The sequence below is a fragment of the Rhizobium sp. R86522 genome (genome assembly GCF_042466255.1).
Taxonomy (GTDB): Bacteria; Pseudomonadota; Alphaproteobacteria; order Rhizobiales; family Rhizobiaceae; genus Allorhizobium.
Map to the genome: position 1 here is coordinate 849,016 of NZ_JAXHBX010000001.1, position 23,793 is coordinate 872,808.

A 23,793-nucleotide genomic window follows, 5' to 3' on the forward strand; every position below is an offset into this window, starting at 1 on the left:
CATCCTCGCCTCAGACATAAGACTTCTATGGTCCGCTGCCAATCCTCACCCGATCAGGCAGAACTTGTCGACATCGACCATGCCCTTGTCGGAAATCTTCAGATGCGGGATCACCGGCAGTGGCAGGAAGGCGACCTGGAGGAAGGGTTCTTCGAGTTGCGTTCCAAGGGCATAGGCGGCTTGTCTCAAGTGATGCAGTGTGTCGCGCACGCTCTCATAGGGCTCGAGGCTCATCAGGCCGGCGACGGGCAGCGGGATCTCGCCGGTGACCTTGCCGTCCTCGACCACCACGAAGCCGCCCTTGATTTCGCCCAGACGATTGGCGGCCAGCGCCATATCTTCCTCTGAGACGCCGACGACGCAGATATTGTGGCTGTCATGGCCGACGGTCGAGGCGATGGCGCCCTTCTTCAGGCCGAACCCCTGAACGAATCCATTGGCGTGGTTGCCGTTCTTGCCGTGACGCTCGATGACGGCGACCTTGATCACGTCATTTTCGAGATCGACGGATGTCTGGTTGCCCGAGGTCGGCAGGCGGTAGCGGCGGTGTTCGGTGATGATCTTGCCGGGTATGACGCCGATCACGGGTGTTTCGCCCTCTGCGACCGGCACGCCGAAGTCCGCAGCCTTCACTTCCCGTGCCTTGACGCTGTCGAGCCCGACTGGGGCGACCGGCTTGCGGGTGGCAAAGAGATCGTCGGTCACCCGCCGGCCGCCGGCAAAAACCATATCGGCCTTGCAGTTTTCGAGGCTGTCGATGACCACGAGATCGGCCCGCCAGCCCGGTGCCACGAGGCCTCTATCGCGAAGTCCGAAAGCGCGGGCGGCCGAAATCGAGGCGGCGCGGTAGACGGCGATGGGATCCACGCCGTGTCTGATTGCCTCGCGGATGAGATAGTCGAGATGGCCCTGCTCGGCGATATCGAGCGGGTTGCGGTCGTCGGTGCAGAGCGCCAGGAAGGGCGACAGCCGCTCGGTGAGGATCGGCATCAGCGCGTGCAGGTCTTTCGAGACCGAGCCCTCGCGCACAAGGATATGCATGCCCTTGCGGATCTTCTCCATGGCTTCCGCAGCACTCGTGCATTCGTGGTCGGTGCGGATGCGGGCAGAGAGATAGCCGTTCAGGTCGCGGCCCGACAAGAGCGGCGAATGACCGTCGATATGGCCGTCCTGGAAGGCTTCGAGCTTCGCCATGCAGATCGGATCCTTGTGGATCACGCCCGGAAAATTCATGAATTCCGCAAGCCCGATCACCTTCGGATGATCGCGGAAGGGCAGGAGCCTTTCGATCGGCAGGTCGGCACCCGACGTTTCCAGATGTGTCGCCGGTACGCAGGACGAAAGCTGGACGCGGATGTCCATGATCGTCTGCTCTGCGGAATCCAGGAAGAACTGGATGCCCTCGGTGCCCAGCACATTGGCGATTTCGTGCGGGTCGCAGATCACGGTCGTCACGCCATAGGGCAGTACGCAACGGTCGAATTCATGCGGTGTGACCAGCGAGCTTTCGATATGCAGATGGGTATCGATGAAACCGGGCACGACGATCTTGCCGGTGATGTCTATGACCTCGCGGCCTTCATAAACCTCGACGGTTCCGACAATTGTCTCGCCTGATATCGCGATGTCGGAGGCAACCAGTTCGCCGGTGACCAGATCGAAGAAGCGCCCACCCTTCAACACGAGATCCGCCGGCTGGCGGCCGGTCCCCTGATCGATGCGGCGTTCGAGGTCGGTCATGCAGCGTCTCCGATTCTGTTGTTCCCGGCACTGTAGCGACTGGGACGGGTAGAGGGAAAGGGCCGCGATCTCGATCTGCGACGCTGATCCTCAATCACCCTTGCTGGCGGGATGAGCCTCAAACCGCTCATCCACCGGCACGCCGAGCGCCACTGCCAGAGCATTGGTGCGGCTTGCCATGGCAACTACCTGCAGGAGTTCGGCATGCATCTCGGGCGTCATGCCCTTGGACTTGGCGGAGGCGGTGTGGCTATGAACGCAATAGGCGCAGCCATTGGTCGCCGACACCGCTATGTAGATCAGTTCCTTGACCAGCGGGTCGAGGGCGCCGGGTGCCATCACTGTCTGCAGCCGGTCCCAGACGGATTTGAGTTCGTCCGGATCATGGGCGAGCGCCCGCCAGAAGTTGTTGACGTAATCGGTGCCGCGTTTTGTTCTGATATCGTTGAAGACGGCGAGCGCTTCCGCGCTCGCCTGCTCGTCGCTGAGGAGAGGGAGGACAGCCATGTTGTCGTCCTCAAATCAGCGCGAGGACGCGGGCCGGCCCACCGGTGCCGCGCTTGTGCTTCGGCGCGCCGACCATGATCGTCGCTCCGGTGACCGGAAGCTCCTCCAGATTGTTCAGGCATTCAATGCCGTAGCGCCCGCCCGGCAGCCAGCTGTTATGCACGGCGAAGTCGGCCGAATTGCCCGGATCGAGCGAGAGCGTATCCACGCCGATTGCGGCCACGTCGAGGGTCGCCAACAGGTCGGTCGCCGACTTGCCGAAACCGGGGAAAGCGAACTTGCCTTCACCGTCATTGCGGAAGGCGGGTTCACTCACCTTCTTCGCCCAGCCGGAGCGAAGTGCCACGATCGCGCCCTGAGGGATCTCGCCATTGGCGCTGATCCAGGCCTCGACGTCTGCCGCCTCGACAGTCGCATTGGCGTCTTCTTTGGCGCGGTCTGTGATGTCGATGATCGCGAGTGGGGCCACAAGTTGTTGTGGTTCGATCTGGTCGACGCTCTTGCCGTCGGCGCTGAAATGGAAGGGGGCGTCGATATGGGTGCCCGTGTGCTCGAAGATCGTCAGCTTGTGAAGCTGGTAGCCGTTACCCTCAAATTCGACCGCCCATTCATATTCGATGCCCGGGTTGCCGTCGAAGGTCGGGAAGGTCTCGTCATAGGCGTGGGTCAGGTCCACCACCTTGCTCGGGCTCTGCTGCGCCAGAACCGGCCTGGAAACTCCGCCGGCGGCGACGGCCGCGCCCGCAAAGGCCATGCCCTTGAACAGCGAGCGCCGCGACAGCATGTTCTGCTTCACATTCTCGATCACGCAATGATTGCACATTGGGGTTGCCCTCTCCACGGTTGGTAACCCGTGGAGAGTAGCCGAAGGATGGCAGCGAGCAAGAGGTGTCTCGGGCGCTGGTCTCGAAGCGCAGTCAAGGGAATTTCCCGGAGAGGACCGCCGCGAGGGATGAAAAGGCGCGCTTTTGATCCGGGTCGCATGGGACCTTTTTCCTTACCCCCTGATCTCCACCGAAAAACCGAAGCGCATGACATCCCCTGCCGGCAGCGCCACCGTATAGGGCCGCTCGACCAGTTCTGCGGTCCCACCCGCATGGGCGGCCATGCCGTGCCAGGGTTCGACGCAGAGGAAGGGGGCGCCGGGCTTCTGCCAAAGGGCGATATTGGGCAGGTTCTCGAAGGTGAAATGCATCGAGGGCCCATTTTCTGCGGCATAGGTCAACCCGGTGCCCGCATCTTCGGGGAAGACCAGTGCATCATTGGCAAAGAGCGCATGGTTCAGATCGAGCCTCCCGGCCGTGAAGGGAGAGGGCAGGCGCTTGCCGATCAGGCCGGCTTCGAGCTGCACGACCGCAGGTTCGGCGCCATTGTCGAGCTGAACATGATGCGGCTTGTCCTCGGCTCCCGGCAAAGGCCAGAGAAAGGCCGGATGAAAACCGAGGCCGAAGGGCAATAGCCCGTCGCCGGTGTTCTCGACCGTCGCCGTCACCGATAGGCTGCGTCCGTCGAGGCGGTGCTCCAGCGTCAGGCGAAAATCGAAGGGATAGATCTTGCGCGTTTCTTCACTCGAGACGAGTTCATGGCGACAGGCTGTCGCCGTCTGCTCGACGATTGCAAATTCCCGCCGGCGGGCGATGCCGTGCTGCGCCATGCGATAGGTCTTGCCGTTGATCGCCAGCCGGTCGTCCGGCGCCTTGCCGACGATCGGGAAGAGGATCGGGGACCGCCCCGTCCACCAGGTGGCATCGCCGTCCCATAGGAAATCTCGGCCATCCGCTGTCTTCAGCGACTGCATTTCTGCGCCGAGCGTCGAGACCTCGACGGCAAGTTCCTGGTTGGCGATGCGAATTGTAAGGGGCATGAAGGGTCCTCGTCTGTTTGGCCGCACCCTAAAGGGATTGGCGGCAAAGTGCGACGCGGATGTGTCGAGCGTCCCTCCCGAGCTCTGCAGGGCTTCTCTTCGCTGGGGCTTCCTTTGAAGAGATGCTCCTGCTCAGACGATCGCGACACGCTCGCCGAACGGGGTGTTTTCATCGAAATTCTGGGTGCCGATGCGCTCGCTCTCGCCGGAGAAGCGCTTCTCCTCAACATCGCCGCCGTCTTCCACCGGTGAATCTTGACCGATCTTCTCTTCTGCATCTTGCTGATGCCGTTCTTCGAGGTCGTGATTGATCTTCGACTGGCGGGCCGCAACCCAGGCGTTTTGCGCGTCGGAACCGAGGCTCAGGGTTTGGCCGGATTCCGTCTGGCTGGAGGCTTCGCTGCTGGAGATGCGGCTGATGCGTTCGACCATGATCGTCTCCTCACGAGACTGGACCCTCACAACACCTGCCATGACCTCCTGTCACGGACAAGGCGAACGCGGGTCGTTGCGGAGCATCGACCCAGCCTCGTCGCCGTCATGCGCGAGGGTTGCGATCGTGCGGCTTTCACGCTTCAAGATAGAGCAATTGCCCTCGGTATTCAACGTACGGCCGGTCGCTGGTCGCCCGTCAGCCCTTCGTCTTCGCCATGACCGTCTCGACCGGCAGGCCCCGATCGCGCCAGGCGGAAAAGCCGCCTTCGAGATGGCAGACGTTTTCCAGTCCCATCTCAAGTGCCGTCCTCGTCGCCAGCGCCGAGCGCCAGCCGCTGGCGCAGAAGAAAAGGAAGAGTTTGCCCTCGGCAAAGACGGGTTTGTGGTAGGGGCTCTCCGGGTCGATCCAGAATTCCAGCATGCCGCGCGGGCAGGAGAAGGCCTCCGGGATCGTGCCTTCCCGTTCGCGCTCGCGCGGGTCGCGCAGATCGACGAAGACGACGTTGCTCGCCGAATGCAGACGCGCTGCCTCCGACGCATCCACCGCCTCCACCAGTGCCTCCGCCTCCGCCAGCAAGTCCTTGTAGCCCTTCTTCATGTCGATCCTCCCGACCTCTTCCCGCCTGTTGCCAGACGCCATCCTAACGCTGTCGCAGCGTCTGTCACGATCTGCGTTGCCGAGAATGACGGCTTGCCGCATTGTCGTTGCCCTGAGACGCGCCTAGATTGCCTCCCATGGACACCATACCCGCACCGGCCCAATCATCCTCTTCGATGCCGAATGCATCCTGTGTTCGGCGAATGCGCAATTCGTGCTTTCGCAAGATGGCAAGAAGCGGTTTCGTTTGGCCTCGATGCAGGGCGAGGTGGGCTCGGCGCTCTACCGCCGCTTCGGCATCGATCCTGGCAATCCGGACAGCATCATCGTGGTCGACGGCGAGCACATGCTGCGCGACAGCGATGCCGTGTTGTCGATTTATGCCGGCCTCGGCTGGCCCTGGAAGGTCCTGTCGGTCTTTCGGTTCGTCCCCCGGTTCATCCGCGACCCGCTCTACCTTCTGCTCGCGAGAAACCGCTACAGGCTCTTCGGCAAGCGCGAAAGCTGCTGGCTGCCGGCACCAGAGTATCGCGACCGGCTACTTTAACGCTGGCTGAACTCTAAGCGAAACTTTCCCCGTCAGTCGCCGTTGAGGCTTCATGAAACATGCAATCGTCACAGGCGGCGCCGGCCTTATCGGCGCAGAAGTTTGCACCGCTCTCCAGACCGCCGGTTATGAGGTGGCCTCCTTCGATCTGAAGGCGGGGCCGGCCGGCATCCGGTCGGTTCTCTGTGATGTCTCCGATGAGGCGGCAGTTTCGGCCGCTTTCGCCGAACTCGGTTGGACAAGCCTCGATCTGCTGGTCAACAATTCCGGGATTGCCAGTCCGGAACGGGGACCGATAGCCAGCCTCTCGCTCGACGATTGGCGCAAGGTCACGGACAGCCACCTGACGGCGGCCTTTCTGATGACACGTGCTGTCGTGCCCTTGATGGGTGAGGGGGCCTCCATCATCAACATGCTGTCGACGCGTGCCTTCATGTCGGAGAGGAATACGGAAGCCTATGCTGCCTCGAAAGGTGGTCTCTTCGGGTTGACCCACGCCCTTGCAGTCAGTCTCGGCCCGAAGATCAGGGTCAACGGCATTGCGCCCGGCTGGATCTCGGGAGACCACGACTTGCGGCCCGAAGACCATGCCCAACATCCCGCCGGCCGCGTCGGTCGACCGGAGGATGTCGCGAAAGCCGTGCTCTATTTCGCCGACGCCGGCTTCGTGACCGGATCGGTGCTGACGCTTGATGGTGGCATGACGCGGAAAATGATCTACGCCGAGTGAGGGGTACGCACTGTACCAACCTAAGGCGCTCGCTTCAAACAGGCTTCGAAGTTTACTGGTCCGGAGCTTACCAGCCGCCCTCGTCATTAGAGGGTTTCTTCGCGCCCGCCGCAGGATGCCGGCTGATCGTCTAATCCGGCTCTTCAATTAAAAAAGGCGACCCTCGTGGGCCGCCTTTTCAAGGTCAGATAGCGTGTCAGCTTACTCGGCAGCGACCGTCTTGCCAGCTTCCCACTTGTAGACCGCGAAGCTTTGAGAGGTCAGGTCGCCGGTCTCGCCGTAGGTCAGCTTGCCGATGGCGGTCGGGATTTCCGAGCCGTCCTTCAGTGCTGCGGCCACAGCTTCCGCGTCGTCGGTGCTTCCGGCCTTGGCGATGCCGGCGGCGATGACTTCGACGGCGGCATAGGTGTTCAGCGTGAAGGCTTCTGCGGGGATGTTCTTGGCGGCAAGCGCGTCGACGGCGGCCTTGCTGTCATCGTTCTTCAGCGCGTCGGCCGCATTGGTGAAGATCGTGCCTTCGGCAGCGTCGCCGCCGATGGTGACGAATTCGTTGTTCGACAGGCCATCACCGGCGATCAGCTGGGCAGAAAGACCGGCATCCTTCATCTGGCGGACCATCAGGCCGGCTTCCGGGTGGTAGCCGCCGAAGTAGATGACCTCGACGCCTTCGGCCTTCAGGCGGGTAATGAGCGCGCCGAAATCCTTTTCGCCTGCTGTCAGCGAATCCTTGAAGACTTCGGTGACGCCGCCGGCGTTCAGGGCTGCCTGGAAGGCATCGGCGAGACCTTTGCCGTACTGGCCCTTGTCATCGAGGATGGCAATCTTCTTGTCCTTGTAGGCGCCGAGAACGAGCTTGGCGGCGACGTCCGCCTGCTGGTCGTCACGGCCGCAGGTGCGAAGCACCGTGGTCAGGCCGCGGGCGGTCAGGTCAGGGGCGGTCGCGGTCGGGGTGACCATGAGCACACCGTTTTCGGCGAGAACGCTGGACGCGGGGACGGCGACACCCGAGGTGACCGGGCCGACGACGAAACGCACGCCTTCACCGACGAGCTGGTTTGCGGCGGAGACGCCCTGCTTCGGCTCACCTGCGTCGTCGGCGATTTTCAGGGTCACCTGTTCGCCGTTGATACCGCCCTTCTTGTTGATTTCCTCAACGGCGGTTTCGGCGCCATTCTTGATCTGCGCGCCGACGGCTGCCAGCGGGCCGGTCAGCGGCGCCATCAGGCCGAGCACGATTTCGGCACGGGCAGCGGGGGCGCTAGCGATCAGCGCGGCCAAGGCTGCGCCTGCGAAGAGTTGAAATTTCATGTCCTGCTCCTTGGGTCGGCGCGACCGATCTATGTCGGTTTCAGCGCCATTCGGGTTCTTTTGTTGCTCCCCGTGATCGCTTTAGACAAAAACGACGAGCAGCAAAAGACCCGATGCCGTGGTGTGCGATCACGCCACAGCTTTGTCGGGGCAGCCTATGGCCTGACGGTAAGGCCCGTCTTCAGACGGTCAGAATACGGCCGCCAACGCCGTCTTCGGCTTCGAAGCCGGCGTTGGCGGCGGCTGCGTCCTGTTCCTTGCGCAAGGCAAGTTCCGCCATGGCGATTTGCTGAAGTTCGAAGAGATCATTGCTGATCTGTGCTCGGCGAGCGGCAAGGCGGGCTTCGTCGGCGCGCGCTGCGGAGATCGCCTCGGGTTCCGGGGCTGCCCTTGCGGGTGAGTTTGCGAGGGAAACGTCTTTGCCGAACATACGCTTGAAGAGGTCAACCACGGATTTCCTCCAGGGACCAGATCCGCTTGCGCCCTTTGCGACGTGATGTCGGTGATGACGATTGCGGATGTGCTGAAGTCGTCGCCCGAGCCTTTCGCGATCATCTGCGCCAGGATCGAACGTGCGATTCTCGACAAGATACGGGATGGTGCGACAAGCGACAAGCGCGAGTGAAATCGATGGTCAGCTTCGCGCAAGCTACAAAAAAGCGGCCACGCGGGCCGCTTCCTTGCATCTGGTTCCGAGTGCAGGCCTCAGATGTTGTTCATCAGCACCTTGCGCAGCTTGTCGAACAGCTCGTCGATCTGCTCGTGGGTAATGATCAGCGGCGGCGACAGCGCGATGATGTCGCCGGTGGTGCGGATCAGGAGGCCGTCGTTATAGGCGTTGAGGAAGGCGTTGAAGGCGCGCTTCGTCGGCTCGCCATCGATCGGCTTCAGCTCGATCGCACCGATCAGGCCGAGATTGCGGATGTCGATGACGTTCGGGCAATCCCTCAGAGAGTGCAGCTTCTCTTCCCAATACGGGGCGATTTCCGAGGCGCGGGTCAGCAGACCCTCTTCCTTGTAGGTGTCGAGTGTGCCGAGCGCGGCTGCAGAGGCGATCGGGTTGCCGGAATAGGTATAGCCATGGAAGAACTCGATCATGTGCTCGGGTCCCTGCATGAAGGCGTCATGGATCTCGGCGGTGACGAAGACCGCGCCCATCGGGATGACGCCGTTGGTCAGGCCCTTGGCGGTGACCATGATATCGGGCTTCACGTCGAAATACTGGGCAGCAAACGGCGCGCCGAGGCGGCCGAAGCCGGTGATGACTTCATCGAAGATCAACAGGATGCCGTGCTTGGTGCAGATCTCGCGAAGGCGCTGCAGATAGCCCTTCGGCGGGATCAGAACGCCGGTCGAACCGGAGACCGGCTCGACGATGACGGCGGCGATGGTCGAGGCGTCATGCAGGGTGACGATGCGCTCCAGCTCGTCGGCGAGATCGCCGCCATGCTCCGGAATGCCCTTGGTGAAAGCGTTCTTGGCCGGCTGGTGGGTGTGCGGCAGGTGGTCAACGCCCGTCAGGAGCGTGCCAAACATCTTGCGGTTGGAGACTATGCCGCCGACCGAAATGCCACCGAAATTGACGCCGTGATAGCCGCGCTCGCGACCGATCAGACGGGTGCGCGATCCCTGTCCTTTCACGCGCTGGTAAGCGAGGGCCACCTTGAGTGCCGTCTCCACAGATTCCGAGCCGGAATTGGTGTAGAGCACATGCGCCATGTTGTCGGGGGCGAGATCGATCAGGCGGTTGGCCAGTTCGAAAGCCTTGGGATGGCCGAGCTGGAAGGCCGGCGCATAGTCGAGTTCGCCGGCCTGCTCGCGGATTGCTTCGGTAATCAGCGGGCGGCAGTGGCCGGCATTCACACACCAGAGGCCCGCGGTGCCGTCGAGCACCTGACGTCCGTCATGGGTGGTGTAGTGCATGTCCTTGGCGCCGACGAAGAGGCGCGGCTCCTTCTTGTACTGGCGGTTCGCGGTGAACGGCATCCAGAAGGCGCGCAGGTCGTTCGGCGTGGAATTGAGGCGGTTAGACATCGTGTTCTCCATGGCCCTTTGGTCGCGGGCGGCCATTCTCCCTGATGTCGGCTGCAAGGGCCGAACTCCGTTGATTGCGCCGTCACGTTATCAGGGCGCATGGCATGGTCAAGCCACCGGCAGGGGCGCATCAACAAAGGTCATGGATCGCTGAATTCGGGTGATGGAAGCGCGATGCATCGACGACCCGTTGCTGAAAAGGCGCGTGCCGTCGGCGCCAAGCAAAAAGCCCCGACGGCGATGCCGTCCGGGGCTTTGAAATATCGAATGCCAGAGGCTTCATCCGCGCGAGCGGATGTTCACCTGATCGCCTCCCACCCTCAATCAGTGCGCTTCTGGCAGCGCTGTCATCAAGCGGCGGTCTTGCTCGCTGCCGGGGCGCAATAGATGCTTTCCAGCGTTGCAAGGATCTTGATCACCGATTCCGAGGTCGAGGAGTAGTAGATCGTCTGTGCGTCGCGACGCGTCTTCACCAGCTTCTGTGCGCGAAGCTTGGAGAGGTGCTGGGACAGAGCCGACTGGCTCAGGCCGACCTGGGTCGCCAGAACACCGACGGGAACCTCACCTTCGACGAGGCTGCAGAGGATCATCAGTCGCTTCGGGTTTGCCATGGCGGACAGCAAGCCTGCAGCAACGGTCGATTGTTCGGACAAAGCTTTCGTTTTCATCTCAGTTCAACTTTCTTTGGTCGAGCGCCCTTGGGGGGAGTGGCAGTCGTTGAAAATCCATCACTTAATTGGAGGCTAAACTCTACCAGCATCATCCAATTTGTATATGCCTAAATTTAATGTACTGCGTATACTGATTTAGGTAACTCTAATAGCAGATATTGGGCATTTGTGATCGGCGTCACAAACTCGTGGCGGATCAGCAAGTCTTTGAAAACGATGTCTAATCCGTGCGAATCGATGGCGGCAATGCGCCAGTCGCCCTCAGGGGCGCCGTGAATTTTTGTCGCGATGCGCGTTGCGAGCTCCGGATGCCGCCCCCCTAATTCTCGCAGTAAGGCCGCCTCACACTCAAACAAATCATCATTGATTTGCGGGATCGAGAAATCCGCGCTGCTCAAATGATAGGCACGGCCGAATCCGCCATTCAGGCTCGCCCGTTCGGGCCTCAGCCGGAAGAATCGAAAGTCGGGGAAGTCGATGTAAAGCTGCGATTTCGCATGGCGGGCGAGGAAGCGGCTGCGCAGCCTCTGGTGCGTATCGCTGTCGCGCTCGACGGTTTCGGCCGTGCATTGCAGCGTCAGGCGCGGATGGGCAAGCGGGTCGCCCTTGCCTGGTTCGCCTGTCAGAAGAGAGGCACGCGGATCCGCGAGCAGGGCCGTCGTGTGGGCGGACAGGCCGGAGACGAGAATGACCGCGGCGCCGTCGCTGTCCATGCCGAGCAGCACGCGGCTGACGAAAGGAAAGCCGGTCTCCGGATCGATCACGCCGATCGCCGCGAATCGCGCGCCCCGCAGCAAAATGCGCGCCTGGCGGCGCGCATCGTCGTCGGTATCTCGGATTACCTGGGGCTTGTCGTTCATGTCCGTCTCCCGCATGCGCCTGTCATCGATGCGGGGCAGGGCACGTCACGCCTTGCGGCGATGTTTGGTCAACCCGCTCACCACATCCTGAGCGTCGATCGTGCCGATGACGACGCCGTTGTCAACGACCCCGATCGTGCCAGGTTGACGCGACAGCGCATCCAGGATGTCGACGAGCGGTGTTGCCGGCGCCGTGGTGCCGGTAACCTGGCGCTGTTCGCCGGTCACGCCGGAGCGCATCACGTCCAAGGCGACCAGCATGTTGATCGGGTTCATGTTCTGCACGAAATCAGCGACATACTGGTTGGTGGGGTTCTGGACGATTTCCTGTGGAGTGCCACACTGGATGATGTGGCCGCCTTCCATGATGGCGATGCGGTTGCCGATGCGGAAGGCCTCGTCGAGGTCGTGACTGACGAAGAGGATGGTCTTCTTCAGCCGCGCCTGGAATTCGAGAAGCTCGTCCTGGAGACGGGTGCGGATCAATGGGTCGAGCGCCGAGAAAGGCTCGTCCATGAGAAGGATCGGGGCACCTGTCGCGAAGGCGCGGGCAAGGCCGACGCGCTGCTGCATGCCGCCGGAGAGTTCGTTCACCTTACGGTCGGCCCAGGTCGAGAGGTTGACGAGCTCGAGCTGCGTCGCGACGCGTTCCTTGCGCTCCGCTTCGGCTACGCCGGCCAGTTCGAGACCGAAGCCGACATTCTCTGCCACTGTGCGCCAGGGCAGGAGTCCGAACTGCTGAAAGACCATGGAGACGGTGTGCATGCGCAGATCGCGCAGTACTTGGGCTGATGCCTTATAGGGGTCGACATAGCCGTTTTCCGTGCGCACGCTGACATTTCCGCGTACCACTGGGGCGAGTGCATTGACGGCGCGCAGCAGTGTCGACTTGCCCGAGCCGGAAAGGCCCATGAGCACGAGGATCTCGCCTTCCTTGACGGTGAGCGAGGCGCCGGCCACGCCGAGCACGAGGCCGGTCTCAGCGCCGATTTCGTCGCGGCTCTTGCCCTGATCGAGCATTTCGAGCGCACGCTGGGGATTATCGCCAAAGACGATGTCGACATTGTCGAAGATTACGGCGTCGGTCATGTCTCTTCTCCGGGAATGCGGAACATCCGGTCGAGGATGATGGCGAGGATCACGATGCAGAGACCGGCCTCGAAGCCACGCGCGATGTTGACGGTGTTGAGAGCCCGAACGACCGGCACGCCGAGGCCGCTTGCGCCGACGAGCGCGGCGATGACCACCATCGACAGCGACAGCATGATCGTCTGGGTCAGTCCCGCCATGATCTGCGGCATGGCGAAGGGCAGTTCGACCTTGCGGAGCACCTGGGTCGGGGTCGCGCCGAAGGCCACGGCCGCTTCCACCAGAGAGGGCGGGGTGGAGATGATGCCGAGGCGTGTCAGGCGGATCGGGGCGGCGATCGCGAAGATCACGGTCGCGATCAGGCCGGGCACCATGCCGAGGCCGAACAGGATCAGCGCCGGGATGAGATAGACAAAGGTGGGGATCGTCTGCATCAGGTCGAGAATGGGGCGGACCACTGCATAGAGCCAGGGGCGTCTGGCGCAGGCGATGCCGATCGGTACGCCGATGACCATGCACACGCCGGTTGCCGCCAGCACGAGTGCCAGTGTCTCCATGGTCTCCTTCCAGTAGCCCTGATTGAAGATTAGGAGCAGGCCGAAAAAGGTGAAGGCTGTGACACCGAGCGAGCGGCGCATGAACCAGGCGAGCAGCGAAAACAGCGCGATCATGAACAGCGGATAGAAGGCTTCCAGCGCTGTTCCCTTGAGAAAGGGTGCCTGAAGCACGAAGAGCATCGCGTTGATCGACGCGCTGAGAATTGTTGCGATAAAATCAAATACAAAATCGACGTTATCGGTCAGCCAGTCGACGAAGCTCTTCGACCAGGGCCCGATGGGCAGTTTGTTGTCTGTCAGAAAATCCATGTTCGTCCCCGATTGGCCACAGGTTCAATGCCTGGGAGGCCGCGCGGCCGGATCCCCCTTCCGGTCGCGCGGTTCCACGATCGATGGACAGGGCTTAGAGGCCCAGTGCCGTCTTCACGGCCGCGAGGCCATCGCCGCCATCCTTGGTAGTGACGCCAGCGAGCCAGGGCTCGACAGCCGCCGGATTGGCCTTCAGCCAATCGGACGCAGCGGCTTCTGCATCCTGGCCGTCATTCAGGATCTTGCCCATGATCTCGTTCTCCATCTGGAGCGAGAACTTGAGGTTGGTGACGAACTTGCCGACATTCGGGCATTCGGCCGTGTAGCCGGCGCGGGTGTTGGTGAAGATGGTCGCGCCGCCGAAGTCCGGCCCGAAGACGTCATCGCCGCCGGACAGATAGGTCAGCTTGAAGTTGGCGTTCATCGGGTGCGGTTCCCAGCCGAGGAAGACGACCGGCTGGCCATCCTTTTCGGCGCGGGCGACCTGGGCCAGCATGCCCTGTTCGGAGGATTCGACGACTTCGAAGTCACCGAGTTCGAACTTGTTGGCGTCGATCATGTCGAGGATCAGGCGGTTGCCGTCATTGCCCGGCTCGATGCCGTAGATCTTGCCTTCCAGCGCGTCGGCATGCTTGGCGATGTCGGCAAAATCCTTGATGCCGAGTTCGGCGCCCTTGGCATTGGTGGCGAGCGTGTATTTCGCGCCTTCGAGGTTCGGGCCGAAGACCTCGACCGACTTGTCTTCACGGTAGGGCGCAATGTCGGCTTCCATCGTCGGCATCCAGTTGCCGAGGAAGACGTCGATATCCTTGTTCTTCAGCGAGGAATAGGTGACCGGCACGGAGAGGACCGTTGTCGTCGGCTCATAGCCGAGCGCCTGCAGCAGAACGGAGGCGGTGGCTGTGGTGGCGGTGATGTCGGTCCAGCCGACATCCGAGAAGCGGACGGTCGAGCAGCTTTCGGCTTCCTGGGCGGAGACCGGCATGGCGCTGATGGCGATCAGCGATACAGCGGCCGCAAGGGTGCGGCGACAAATGAGAAGTGACGTCATTGAAAGGCTCCCGGTTTTCTTATTGATGTTCCCAAGTCAACATTCAATACCGGAGAATTGCAAGGATGCCCGCGCGTTTGCGTCGCACCACCGTCCCTGTTTGCGACCTCTAGCCCCTACAGGGCAGGGAACTCGGGCGGCGGAAAAAAGTTCGAGTGCTTGATGGGCGTCAAAGCAAGTGCTTGCCTGTTGTGCGATGAGGTGATGCCATGGCGGCGGCGCGCACTTGCGCCAATTGGATGCATACAGGAGTTTCGATGAAGACGTCTTCAATGATCATGCTGCTCGCGCTTGCGGCCTCTCCGTTTCCGGCTCTCGCCGATGGCGATCCGGTTGCCGGTGCCAAGGCGTTCAAGGCCTGCCAGGCCTGTCATGTCGCGACCGAGGCCAAGAACAAGGTCGGCCCGCATTTGCAGGGTATCGTCGGCCGCCCGGTCGCTTCGATCGCCGACTACAAGTATTCGCCCGCAATGACCGCATTCGGTGCGGGCAAGGTCTGGGACGAGGCTCTGCTTTCCGAATATCTGAAGGCGCCAAAGGCCGTCGTTAAAGGCACCAAGATGGCCTATGCAGGGGTGAAGAAGGACGATGACCTCGCCAACATCCTCGCCTATCTCAAGGATCCTGCCGCCGGCGGTCAGTAAGATCCTCGCAACTCCTTGATGCGGCGGCCGTTTCGCGGCTGTCGCATTTCTCTGATAGCGCCTCTTGTGTGGGCGTTCGGACCCTCCATATCGGGGGAGGGCGACCGGTGCTGTGCGCTGCGATACTTTCCCGCGTCGGGAAACGCGCTATGGTGGCAAGAGACGAGACCGGCGAGCCGCCGGCATGAGGGACAGGGAGACAACATGGCGACTTTGCAAGGCTTCGACACTGAGATCGAAAAGACGCGTAAGATCGTCTCGGAGATGCGTGGAAAGATCGACCAGTCGAGCGTGGTGCTGGATACGCTGGCCAAAAGCGATTCGAAGCTGGTTGGCCAGGATTTCGACATCGAGAACGCCCGGATCTCGGATGTCCTCAACCAGCAGAAAGTTATGGAGGCGAATATCGCCGACCTGATCATCGGGCTGGAGGACGCGACCAATGTCTTCGGCGCCGAGTTCGAGAGCATGAAGAGCTTTTCCGGCATGGAAAAGTTCATCGGCATCTTCTCCAAGCAGAGAGCGCAGCGCATGCGCACCGAGCGCGTCCGCAACATGTCGCTTGCCGGCAACCTGCAGGAACTGCTCGCCAAGTCCGACAGCATCGTCGGCATCCTGAAGGAGCAGAAGACGGTTCTCGAAGAGCGCTACAAGACCTCGGAGGCGAGCCTCGTTCAGGTGATCGAGCGGCGCAAGCAGACGATCGCCAATCTCGAAGAGACGCAGACGAAGATCGAAACGCTCAATCCGGCGCTGCTCGACATCGAAAACAAGATCGCCGCTTCCACAGACACCTCGGAGCGCACTGAACTCGAAGCCCAGCGCTCGAAGCTTGCGACAGATTACAATCAGGCGCAGGCCCGCGAGCAGGAGCTGCTTGCCGAAAGCCAGACACTCGAACGCTATACCTCGATGTTCCAGACCTTCGTCGACAGTCTGAACAACCAGATTGCGGCGCAGAATACGCTGATCAACAAGCTGAGCATCGATACCGAGCAGCGCATCGTGCTCTACAAGGCGCTCGAGGATTCGCTGAAGACCGCTGCCCAGCAGGAGGTCGCACACCGGATCAACACCTTGGGCTCTCAGGTCGATACGGCGGCCGAAGAAACGATGGCCGGCATCGGTGCAGCCGCCCAGCGGCATATCGGCGATCTCCTGGAGCTGCACGAGAAGAACATGCTCTCGACGCAGGACATCCAGCGCCGCAAGAAGCTCGCCGACGAGGCCTTCGCCCGGCGTTTCCAGGCGGTTCTCGACAAGCACAATTCGGCCGACTACGTGAAGCCTTGAGCATGTCGTTGATGTGGACGCGGCCATCTGGCCGCGTGCCGCCTTCGCGGTGCGCGGTCCTGTCGATGGGGGGAGGGGCATGAACGCCGTCGATCGCAACAGTGCCGTCACGCACTATTTCACCACCATGGCCTCCGCATTTGCGGGGCTCGAGCAGTTCTTCGGCCAGTCCGATCGCCGCTTCGGCGAGAAAGGGCCGCCGACGCTTCACCTGCTGCCCTATCTTGATCGCCTCCGGAACTCCTTCACTTCCTGGCAGAACCGAATCGGCTTTACCGGCCAATTCAAGATCGCCCAGGCCGAGAGCGGCTTTCCGATCTTCCAGAACGTGCTGGAGCTGGAAAACGATCGCGCGGGCGCCGCCACACGGCTTTCGACCATTCCCGCCGTATCCAAGCTGCGCGAGGAAATGGTCGACTTCATCCTGCGGCAGAAGGAGTTTCCGGCGGCATTGCAGCAGCAGATTGCCGAGCGGCTCTATCTGGAGCAGGTGAGTGCCGGCGAGATCTTCTCGCCCTTCGTCCTGCCGACCACCGTTGCCGTCAGCGTCAATCCGCAGTCGCGCCGGCCCTCCTATCTTGTCAGCTGGGCCGCCTTCGATGGCGTGAGCACGCTGCCGATGATCTATCTGGCGACGGTCGAGGATTCCTCCGAGAATGTCGCAAAGATCCTTGTGACGGCCGAGGGTAAGCTCAATGAAGAGGTCGAGATCCCGCTTCCGGTGGGCGGATTGCTCAATCCCGAGCTCGCCCGCACATTCGACGATTTCTGTGCCAGGAATTCCGCCTATTCCCTGACGCCCGCGACCATCGCCACCAACATGGACCGCGATTTCCCGACACTGCATCCGAAGTCGGTCCGCCGCATTGTGCTCGGCCCGCTCTATTCGACGGGGCTCACTCAGAATTCCGGGCGGGTCACCGAGATCCTCGATCGAGTGCGCAAGCCTGAGAACGCCTGGGTGATGACCTGGACGGTGCAGGAGGTGTTTTCCAAGCGCGAGCAGCCGGCGGTGAAAGGCTTCTTTTCGTCCACACCGGCTTCCCAGGAATTCCATATCGAGACCCATGATCTGGAAGCCGCGCGCATGGGTGTCTCCACCTATGAGAAACACGCGCTGGTGCCGCATGACGCCTATCAGGCGCTCTATGCCGCCGGCGAGATCAAACCGATCTTCGGCAATTTCAAGGTTCACGTGATTTCCGGCAACCAGGTCGTGAGCGAGGTCTGAGCATGAGTGAACTGACGGCAGGCCTTACGACGCTGCGGGAAGAAGATGTTGCCAAGCATCTGGCCGTCGCTCAGGGGCTGGTGACACGCATCGTGGTGCTCGATCAGGGCGAAGGTGTTTCGGGTGCCCCGATTGCCGGTACAGGGCGGCGTTTCGTCTCGACTGTTTCAACGGGCTCCGTGCGACGCACCCGCGAAATCGAACTTTCCAAGACCATTCAGGCGACCGGCGCTGCCGATCCGCTGTTGACGCCTGCCCAGCATACCGTGCTCTACCGCGTCAGGCGCGGCGCGCAGGTGGCGCTTGCGATATCGGGTGTCTTTGCCCGGCAGAGCGAGCTGGAGCCTTTGCAGGCGCGGAACATCAGCGCGCCGTTGCAAAGTGAGGAAGCCGCCCGCTTCAAGGCGTTGCTCGCGTCCCAGGCCTATGTCGCGGCCTTTGCCTTTGCCGCTTATCTGAAATCCACCGTCGCGCGCGAAGGCGAGCAGCTCGACGGCATCCGCGCGCCCGATTTCCTCTTCGATACAGCGCAGGATGCTTTGAAGAGCATGATTGCCGGCATCGACACAGCCGTGCAGGGCGCGGGCGACGATGCGACGTTGATCGGTCGGGTGCGCGGCGTCGCCGATCTCGCGCTCGACGGGCTTCTGACCCGCAAGGCACGCTTCGAACATCTCGGCGTCTTCGAAAACGCCCATATCCGCGTCGATCAGGACGATTTTACTCTTGACGGTTTCGATGCCGCGCCGGGCGCAAAGTCGAAGCCGCTATCGATGAGCTTCAAGAAGCCGGAAGAGATCATCGGCAACCACATCGCCAAGTATCAGGCGCTGAAGCTTGCAAAGATGCTGATGGCCTATGATTTCGACCGGCAGATGAACCCTTTCGTCGATCTCGGCGGTTTTCTCTTTACCTTCATCGGCGACGGCATGCCGGGCACCGGCAAGACGATCCTGATCCAGATGCTGGCGGGTCTCCTAAACGACTACTGCCGGATGGCGGGTTATGCCTTCCATTACGAGAATTTCGGCGTCGACCAGATTTCGTCCTATCAGGGCAAGTCAGGCCAGAATGCCAAGAGTTTCGTCAACAACGTGCTCAATCCGCGCGTCATCGGCTTCGGCACGATCGACGATGTCGACCAGGTGACGGCCAAGCGCTCCGACGACCGGGCTTCGGCCGGGCAGCACGAGGTGACGGCCGTTCTGATGGAAAGCTTCGCCGGCGCCTCGACCGTCGTGCGAGGCAACGCCACCTTCGGCATGTTCTCCAACTACCCTGAGAATGTCGACGATGCGCTTCGCCAGCGCGCCGGGGCCCGCTGGCTGGTCGACGGGCCGCAGAGCCGCGAGGACTATATCGACATCTTCTCGCTGCTCGTTGGCAAGAACCATCAGATCCCGCTTGGCGAACACCAGTTGTTCGCGGGTCAGCAGATCCAGCAGGCGGTCAGCCGCTCCTATGGCGAGCATGACCGCCCGAAGGAAGACGGGCTTGTTGCGGTCTGGGAACGCTACGAGAAGACCGAAGGCAGAATAGAGACGCTCGCCGATGTCGGCGGCTATCTGCATGCGATCAAGCTCGCCGAACCGCGCTTTACCGGTCGGGCGATCAAGAACATCACCGATGCGATCAAGATGCGGGCGATGGATGTCGAGCTGCCCGACGCCTGGTTCGAAAAGCCTGACGCCTTCGTCCACAAGAGCTTCGACGAGAAGAAGGCGATGATCTCCGAACTGCGCGGCCCGGTGACTATGGAGATGATCTGCCAAGAGATCAACCGCTACGCCAACTCGGAATTCCGCTACGCCGACAAGTCGGATGATGCTGCGGTTAAGGAGATCATCCGCCGCGAGCGCCAGCGGGAACGGGCGATCGGCGAGATAGAGAAGATGAAGGGCGAGGGGATGTGGTAATAGAGCGCTGCGCTTGCCCCTCATCCGCCCTTCGGGCACCTTCTCCCCGCAAGCGGGGAGAAGGCCTCGCCGCTTGCGTCGCGCTCCTCCCTCTCCCCGCTTGCGGGGAGAGGGTAGGGTGAGGGGCATTTGCAGAGCGCCTGAGGATTGGGCGAGGGGCGAGGCATGCGAGGGGCGAACAAACCAAAGACTGTGCGAGCCAGAAGCCTCCGGAAGGTCGAGAATGATGCCGAAGCCGCATTGTGGAGCGAATTGCGGGCACGGCGTCTGGCGGGGCACAAATTCGTGCGCCAGCTTCCGATCGGACCATACTTCGCTGACTTTGCCTGCCGCGAGGCTCTCTTGGTCGTGGAAGTCGATGGCAGTCAGCATGCTGACAGTGAATATGATGCGAAACGGAACGCCTTCATGAATGCGAATGGTTGGTCAGTTGTCAGGTTCTGGAACGCGGATGTGCTGCAGGAGCGCGACGCCGTGCTCGACACCCTGATTGCGATCCTTGATGGTCGCGTCACCGAAACCGTTCTCAGTCGCGACCTGACCTATCTCCCAGCGGAGCGGCCCGCATGAACCGCCTCCTCGAAGCCGAACTCATCTATGGCCGCCTGCTTGCGATCCGCGAGCCGCATCTGGTCGCGCGCTACAACAAGGCACTTGCCGCCTTCGACCTGCCCGAGACCACGCTCGCCGAATTCGACATCGACATCACCGGTTTCTCGCCACAGGTGGCGGCAGAACTGGGCGATCCCGATTATCTGGATCCGTTGAAGGTCAACCGGCGCTTCATCATCCTGACCCCGGAGCAGGACAGTCTGCCGGTGGTGCATACGAGCTTTTCCAACACCGCCGGCCTGATGCACGAGTTCTTTTCGGCCAATGCCCGCGCGATCCATGCGATCACGCTCAAGGATACGCTTTATGGCGAGATCGAGGACAGTGTTTCCGAGGTGAAGACGCTCGACGACCTGCTGTCGATCAACGAGGTAAAGTTCAAGGTACTGTCCGCCGAGGACCTGCTCGGCAAGGCGGGGCAACTGCGGCAACTCTGCGACGCGCTGGTAACGAGCCCGGATGGCTGGCGCGACGACGCGATGCTGGAGCGCATGGTGTCGCTGGCGAAAGAGACCGGCGATATCCGGCAGAACACGCTGGTGCCGGATAAACTCGTCTTCCGCCATGATGCCTTCTGGGCCGATCATTTCGGCGGTGTCTTCGTCTTTGTCGACGAGAAGATCACCACCGTCATCTGCGATCCCGAAGCCCCGGGTTTCCGGCGGTCGCGGCCCTGGCAGGTGAGCTACATCTCGATCGATGACACCGCTCAGGTCGCCGACTTCCTGGCGCGCACCGGCCGGCTCGAACTGCCGCGGGCCAGTTGGGTGGAAAGCTCGGGTCTCTTTGCCCATCGTCTGGAGATGGCGCTTCTGTCGGTTGCCGCCACCCTCGATCCGGTGCCGGATTTGACCCGCATCGATGCCGTCTGGATGCAGACCTTCCTGCATCGCCATGCCAAGGCGATCAATGAGCGCGGCATCTATCCGCTGCTGCAGGAGGCGCTTCGCACACTTTCGCGCACCGGAAACCTGCGCATGGCGGATATCGATCCTAAGCTGCGTCTGTGGCTCGTCCGTGCCGAGCCCGACCATCCCGATCAGTGGCTGACAAACCGGCTGATCGCGCATCTGACGGCAGACGATTTCGTCTCGCGCTTCGTCTTCGACAAGCAGGGCTTCTACCGCGCTTACGAGCGCTATCCGGAAGCCTATCGCGATTATGTTGTATCCCGCCTGTCCGACACTTATCTGAAGGACAAGGCCGCCTTCCGCAAACGCCTTTATGGACTAGGAGATGACCATGCTTGATCCCATCATCGCGTTTTTCCAGCGCGTCTTCGCCGCCATAGGGCGCGGCATCGGCATGGTGGTCGCTTGGCTGCTCTGGCCGTTCCTCGCCGCCCATGGCTGGTATCGCGACCGCAGCTGGATCATCAAGGGACCGATCCTTGCCGTCCTCGTGCTGCTGGTGATCGTCTATGGACAGTTCATCTATCGCACCCAGGTGTGGCACGCCTTCGACCCGGCCTTCGTCCAGGCCTACAAGTTTGAGGAGCGCACGGTTCCGGCCGGCTCGCCGCTGCCGGGGGAGGCTAATCGTTGCCAGGACTTGGCCGTGGTGATGATGAGTGCCGCGCTGACCGACCAGAACGTCAATCAGAACAGCTGGGTCTCCTCGACGCTTCTCTACAAGCTCGGCCTGTTCGGGCTCGACTGGGATACGACGCCGTTCATGGACAACAAGGCTTCGTTCCAGCGCGGCGTGAACCAGGTGGTGCGCCGGACCGCCATTCAGCTCGCCGACAATCTGGGCCGCGTGCGCGGCACCTCCGGCATCAACAACGATTTGCAGGATGCGCGCGGCAATATCCAGTTCGACGAGGGAACCTGGTATTTCGGTACCGATCCCTTCGGCTTCAAGACGCCGACCCCGAGCTACTACAGGGCTGCTGTCGAGAGCTGGAACCGCTTTAACACCTCGCTTGCCAATTGCGAATCCGTCTTCGATACCCGCTCCGACAACCTGCTGCAGCTGCTCGACGGCATGGCCAGCGACCTCGGCAATACCTCCGACATTCTTCGCCGCCGTTCGGAAGAGTTCAACGCCGGCTGGTTCGATACCCGTGCCGACGACCGCTTCTGGTTCGCCTATGGTCAGCTCTATGCCCAGTATGCAATCCTGCGGGCGACCCGCGCCGATTTCGGCGACGTTATCCGTGAGCGCAATCTGACTGCCATCTGGACCGAGCTCGAGCTTCAGCTGCAAGCCTCGCTGCGCATCCGGCCGGCAATCATCTCGAATGGCAGCGAAGACGGCTGGATCATGCCGACGCATCTCGCGACCATGGGCTTCTATATCCTGCGCGTCCGCTCCAACATGGTCGAGATTCGCGCCATCCTTGATCGTTGAGACGGCGGGGCCTTCTCTCCATGCCGCATGCAAAAAGGGCCCGGTCGCGAGACCGGGCCCTTTTGTTTTCAGTCGCTTGGCGCAATCAGTTGATGATCTTCATGCGTATCGCTTTGGCGACCAATTGCGTGCGGTTGACGCAATCGAGCTTGCGGATCGCATTGGTCATGTAGGCGTTCACGGTATGGTCGGAGAGCGAGAGGATCTGGCCGATTTCGAGCGAGGTCTTGCCCTGCGATGTCCAGCGAACGACCTCGAGTTCGCGTGCCGACAAGACGTTCGAATTGCCTGTGGTGCGGCGCAGACGGTCGAAGACATCGAAGGCCTGGATGCTCAACATCGACAGCTCGTTGATTTCGGGCATCGCAAGCGGACTGCGGTCGCCGTCATAGCGGACGACGAAGCGGCTGCCATCGACGGAATTCATCGAAAAGAGAATGCCGGTGATCAGCCGGTATTTCAGCATCAGGGCGGAGAATTCCGGCGGGCAATCAAATGTCGCCGCCTTCCCATCCGGTCCGATCGTCCAGTCATTGTGCATGATCGACCGGCTGATATGCGTGACCGTCGGGCAATGCTTCAGGAATTCGAGACGATCGAATTCCCGGCAATAATCGGCGGGAAGCGTCGTCTCCCGCACGAGCGGGCCGAACAGCTTGTCCTGAGCCGTGGGCGCTGCTGCCAAGCTTACATAGTCGAGGCCGTATTCACGCGCTGCCCGGGACCAACTGTCCATCAGCTCGGCGCGGCTCTGACAGCTCCCGATGTGCTCGCTCAAGAGTGCCTGTCTTTCTGGAAACATTTTATCAATTTCGAAAGTTGACATCAATTCGGAAGTTTAAGACCAATATATCAGTCCAAACGAAAAGCTAGCAGTTTTTCAGGGTCTGTCACGATTAATATGACTAATGTCTGACTGCTGCCGATCAAAATGGCAACTGCCTGTTATGCTGATATTTAAACGGGCAGAGCCGATCCTGCCTTGACCTCTTCCATCACTGCATAGGTGTGGGTTTCGCGCACCCCGGGAAGCGGCAAAATGACCTCGGAGAGGAACTGCCGGTAAGCCTCCATGCCGGCGACCCGTGCCTTGACAAGATAGTCGAAGCCACCTGCCACCATATGGCATTCCATCACGTCGTCCGATCGCTTCACGGCCGCCGCGAAGGTGTCGAAGACATCGGCGGTGGTGCGGTCGAGCTTCACCTCGATGAAGACCAACAGGTTGCGCCCAAGCTTCTGCGGCGAGAGCATCGCCATGTAACCGGTGATGTAGCCTTCCCGGGTCAGGCGGCGGACCCGCTCCGCGGTCGCGGTGGGCGACAGATTCACCCGTTCGGCAAGCTCGATATTGCTCAGGCGACCCTCGGCTTGAAGCGCGCGCAGGATCTTTCGGTCGAGGCGATCCAGTTCTTTGCTCATTCTCTGCCAAACTCCATTTTCCT

At 61.4% G+C, this 23,793-nt stretch carries 25 protein-coding genes; 9 read left to right on the top strand and 16 right to left on the bottom strand.

From position 1 onward, the window contains the following. Positions 1-45: 45 nt before the first annotated feature. The 6 genes from ade to SJY08_RS04035 all read right to left on the bottom strand — a co-directional run bounded on the left by ade (position 46) and on the right by SJY08_RS04035 (position 5,144). On the bottom strand, positions 46-1,740 hold the full coding sequence (gene ade, locus SJY08_RS04010; RefSeq protein ID WP_377274769.1) for an adenine deaminase: 1,695 nt from the start codon (positions 1,738-1,740) through the stop codon (positions 46-48). A gap of 90 nt (positions 1,741-1,830) precedes the next feature. After that, positions 1,831-2,247, bottom strand: coding sequence for a carboxymuconolactone decarboxylase family protein (locus tag SJY08_RS04015; RefSeq protein WP_377274770.1), 417 nt, complete (start codon positions 2,245-2,247; stop codon positions 1,831-1,833). Positions 2,248-2,257: 10 nt separating this feature from the next. Further along, a complete protein-coding gene (locus SJY08_RS04020) occupies positions 2,258-3,070 on the bottom strand; it encodes a cyclase family protein (RefSeq protein WP_377274771.1) in 813 nt (270 codons plus the stop codon). A gap of 174 nt (positions 3,071-3,244) precedes the next feature. Beyond that, positions 3,245-4,111 carry an aldose 1-epimerase family protein gene (locus SJY08_RS04025; RefSeq protein ID WP_377274772.1) on the bottom strand — a complete coding sequence of 289 codons (867 nt, stop codon included), beginning with the start codon at positions 4,109-4,111 and terminating at the stop codon, positions 3,245-3,247. Positions 4,112-4,243: 132 nt separating this feature from the next. Continuing rightward, positions 4,244-4,543 carry a hypothetical protein gene (locus SJY08_RS04030; protein WP_377274773.1) on the bottom strand — a complete coding sequence of 100 codons (300 nt, stop codon included), beginning with the start codon at positions 4,541-4,543 and terminating at the stop codon, positions 4,244-4,246. Positions 4,544-4,742: 199 nt separating this feature from the next. Then, on the bottom strand, positions 4,743-5,144 hold the full coding sequence (locus tag SJY08_RS04035; RefSeq protein WP_300889308.1) for a rhodanese-like domain-containing protein: 402 nt from the start codon (positions 5,142-5,144) through the stop codon (positions 4,743-4,745). A 127-nt stretch (positions 5,145-5,271) separates the two neighbouring features. Here SJY08_RS04035 and SJY08_RS04040 point away from each other — a divergent pair, with 127 nt between their 5' ends. Both SJY08_RS04040 and SJY08_RS04045 read left to right on the top strand, forming a co-directional pair. Then, positions 5,272-5,691: a thiol-disulfide oxidoreductase DCC family protein gene (locus tag SJY08_RS04040; RefSeq protein WP_377278473.1), complete on the top strand. Its 420-nt coding sequence runs from the start codon at positions 5,272-5,274 to the stop codon at positions 5,689-5,691. Positions 5,692-5,743: 52 nt separating this feature from the next. Continuing rightward, the gene (locus SJY08_RS04045) at positions 5,744-6,421 is read left to right on the top strand and encodes an SDR family NAD(P)-dependent oxidoreductase (protein WP_377274774.1); all 678 of its coding nucleotides are present in this window, start codon (positions 5,744-5,746) and stop codon (positions 6,419-6,421) included. 201 nt (positions 6,422-6,622) lie between these two features. Here the strand turns inward: SJY08_RS04045 and SJY08_RS04050 are convergent, their stop codons facing one another. The 8 genes from SJY08_RS04050 to SJY08_RS04085 all read right to left on the bottom strand — a co-directional run bounded on the left by SJY08_RS04050 (position 6,623) and on the right by SJY08_RS04085 (position 14,234). Then, entirely contained in the window at positions 6,623-7,729 is a 1,107-nt protein-coding gene (locus tag SJY08_RS04050; protein ID WP_069043616.1) for a branched-chain amino acid ABC transporter substrate-binding protein, read from the bottom strand. Positions 7,730-7,910: 181 nt separating this feature from the next. Further along, positions 7,911-8,180 (bottom strand): hypothetical protein, encoded by a 270-nt coding sequence (locus tag SJY08_RS04055; RefSeq protein ID WP_377274775.1) that lies wholly within the window; start codon positions 8,178-8,180, stop codon positions 7,911-7,913. A 254-nt stretch (positions 8,181-8,434) separates the two neighbouring features. Beyond that, a complete protein-coding gene (locus tag SJY08_RS04060; RefSeq protein WP_054148537.1) occupies positions 8,435-9,763 on the bottom strand; it encodes an aspartate aminotransferase family protein in 1,329 nt (442 codons plus the stop codon). 350 nt (positions 9,764-10,113) lie between these two features. Continuing rightward, positions 10,114-10,431 carry an ArsR/SmtB family transcription factor gene (locus tag SJY08_RS04065; RefSeq protein WP_377274776.1) on the bottom strand — a complete coding sequence of 106 codons (318 nt, stop codon included), beginning with the start codon at positions 10,429-10,431 and terminating at the stop codon, positions 10,114-10,116. A 116-nt stretch (positions 10,432-10,547) separates the two neighbouring features. Continuing rightward, entirely contained in the window at positions 10,548-11,294 is a 747-nt protein-coding gene (locus tag SJY08_RS04070; RefSeq protein ID WP_300889312.1) for a pyridoxamine 5'-phosphate oxidase family protein, read from the bottom strand. 45 nt (positions 11,295-11,339) lie between these two features. Further along, positions 11,340-12,383 (bottom strand): choline ABC transporter ATP-binding protein, encoded by a 1,044-nt coding sequence (gene choV / locus SJY08_RS04075; RefSeq protein ID WP_377274777.1) that lies wholly within the window; start codon positions 12,381-12,383, stop codon positions 11,340-11,342. Beyond that, positions 12,380-13,249 (bottom strand): choline ABC transporter permease subunit, encoded by an 870-nt coding sequence (choW, locus tag SJY08_RS04080; protein WP_054148472.1) that lies wholly within the window; start codon positions 13,247-13,249, stop codon positions 12,380-12,382. The genes choV and choW overlap by 4 nt, the downstream gene beginning before the upstream one ends. Positions 13,250-13,343: 94 nt before the next feature. Beyond that, positions 13,344-14,234: a choline ABC transporter substrate-binding protein gene (locus tag SJY08_RS04085; protein ID WP_371418488.1), complete on the bottom strand. Its 891-nt coding sequence runs from the start codon at positions 14,232-14,234 to the stop codon at positions 13,344-13,346. 323 nt (positions 14,235-14,557) lie between these two features. Between SJY08_RS04085 and SJY08_RS04090 the strand changes: the two genes are divergently transcribed. From SJY08_RS04090 to SJY08_RS04120, 7 genes are all read left to right on the top strand, one after another. Next, a complete protein-coding gene (locus SJY08_RS04090) occupies positions 14,558-14,944 on the top strand; it encodes a cytochrome c family protein (protein WP_054148474.1) in 387 nt (128 codons plus the stop codon). Positions 14,945-15,148: 204 nt separating this feature from the next. After that, entirely contained in the window at positions 15,149-16,237 is a 1,089-nt protein-coding gene (locus SJY08_RS04095) for a hypothetical protein (protein ID WP_069043620.1), read from the top strand. Between the two features lie 79 nt (positions 16,238-16,316). Beyond that, on the top strand, positions 16,317-17,468 hold the full coding sequence (locus SJY08_RS04100) for a hypothetical protein (RefSeq protein WP_054148538.1): 1,152 nt from the start codon (positions 16,317-16,319) through the stop codon (positions 17,466-17,468). A gap of 2 nt (positions 17,469-17,470) precedes the next feature. Continuing rightward, complete coding sequence (locus SJY08_RS04105) at positions 17,471-19,384, top strand: AAA family ATPase (protein WP_377274778.1); 1,914 nt, start codon at positions 17,471-17,473, stop codon at positions 19,382-19,384. 165 nt (positions 19,385-19,549) lie between these two features. Further along, entirely contained in the window at positions 19,550-19,954 is a 405-nt protein-coding gene (locus SJY08_RS04110) for an endonuclease domain-containing protein (RefSeq protein ID WP_377274779.1), read from the top strand. Continuing rightward, complete coding sequence (locus SJY08_RS04115) at positions 19,951-21,246, top strand: DUF6638 family protein (RefSeq protein ID WP_377274780.1); 1,296 nt, start codon at positions 19,951-19,953, stop codon at positions 21,244-21,246. The genes SJY08_RS04110 and SJY08_RS04115 overlap by 4 nt, the downstream gene beginning before the upstream one ends. Beyond that, positions 21,239-22,348 (top strand): DUF2333 family protein, encoded by a 1,110-nt coding sequence (locus SJY08_RS04120; protein WP_377274781.1) that lies wholly within the window; start codon positions 21,239-21,241, stop codon positions 22,346-22,348. The genes SJY08_RS04115 and SJY08_RS04120 overlap by 8 nt, the downstream gene beginning before the upstream one ends. An 85-nt stretch (positions 22,349-22,433) precedes the next feature. On the opposite strand, the gene SJY08_RS04125 is transcribed toward SJY08_RS04120, so the two are convergent. After that, complete coding sequence (locus SJY08_RS04125; RefSeq protein WP_377274782.1) at positions 22,434-23,150, bottom strand: LuxR C-terminal-related transcriptional regulator; 717 nt, start codon at positions 23,148-23,150, stop codon at positions 22,434-22,436. A gap of 155 nt (positions 23,151-23,305) precedes the next feature. Continuing rightward, positions 23,306-23,770 (bottom strand): Lrp/AsnC ligand binding domain-containing protein, encoded by a 465-nt coding sequence (locus tag SJY08_RS04130; RefSeq protein WP_054148481.1) that lies wholly within the window; start codon positions 23,768-23,770, stop codon positions 23,306-23,308. Positions 23,771-23,793: the final 23 nt, after the last annotated feature.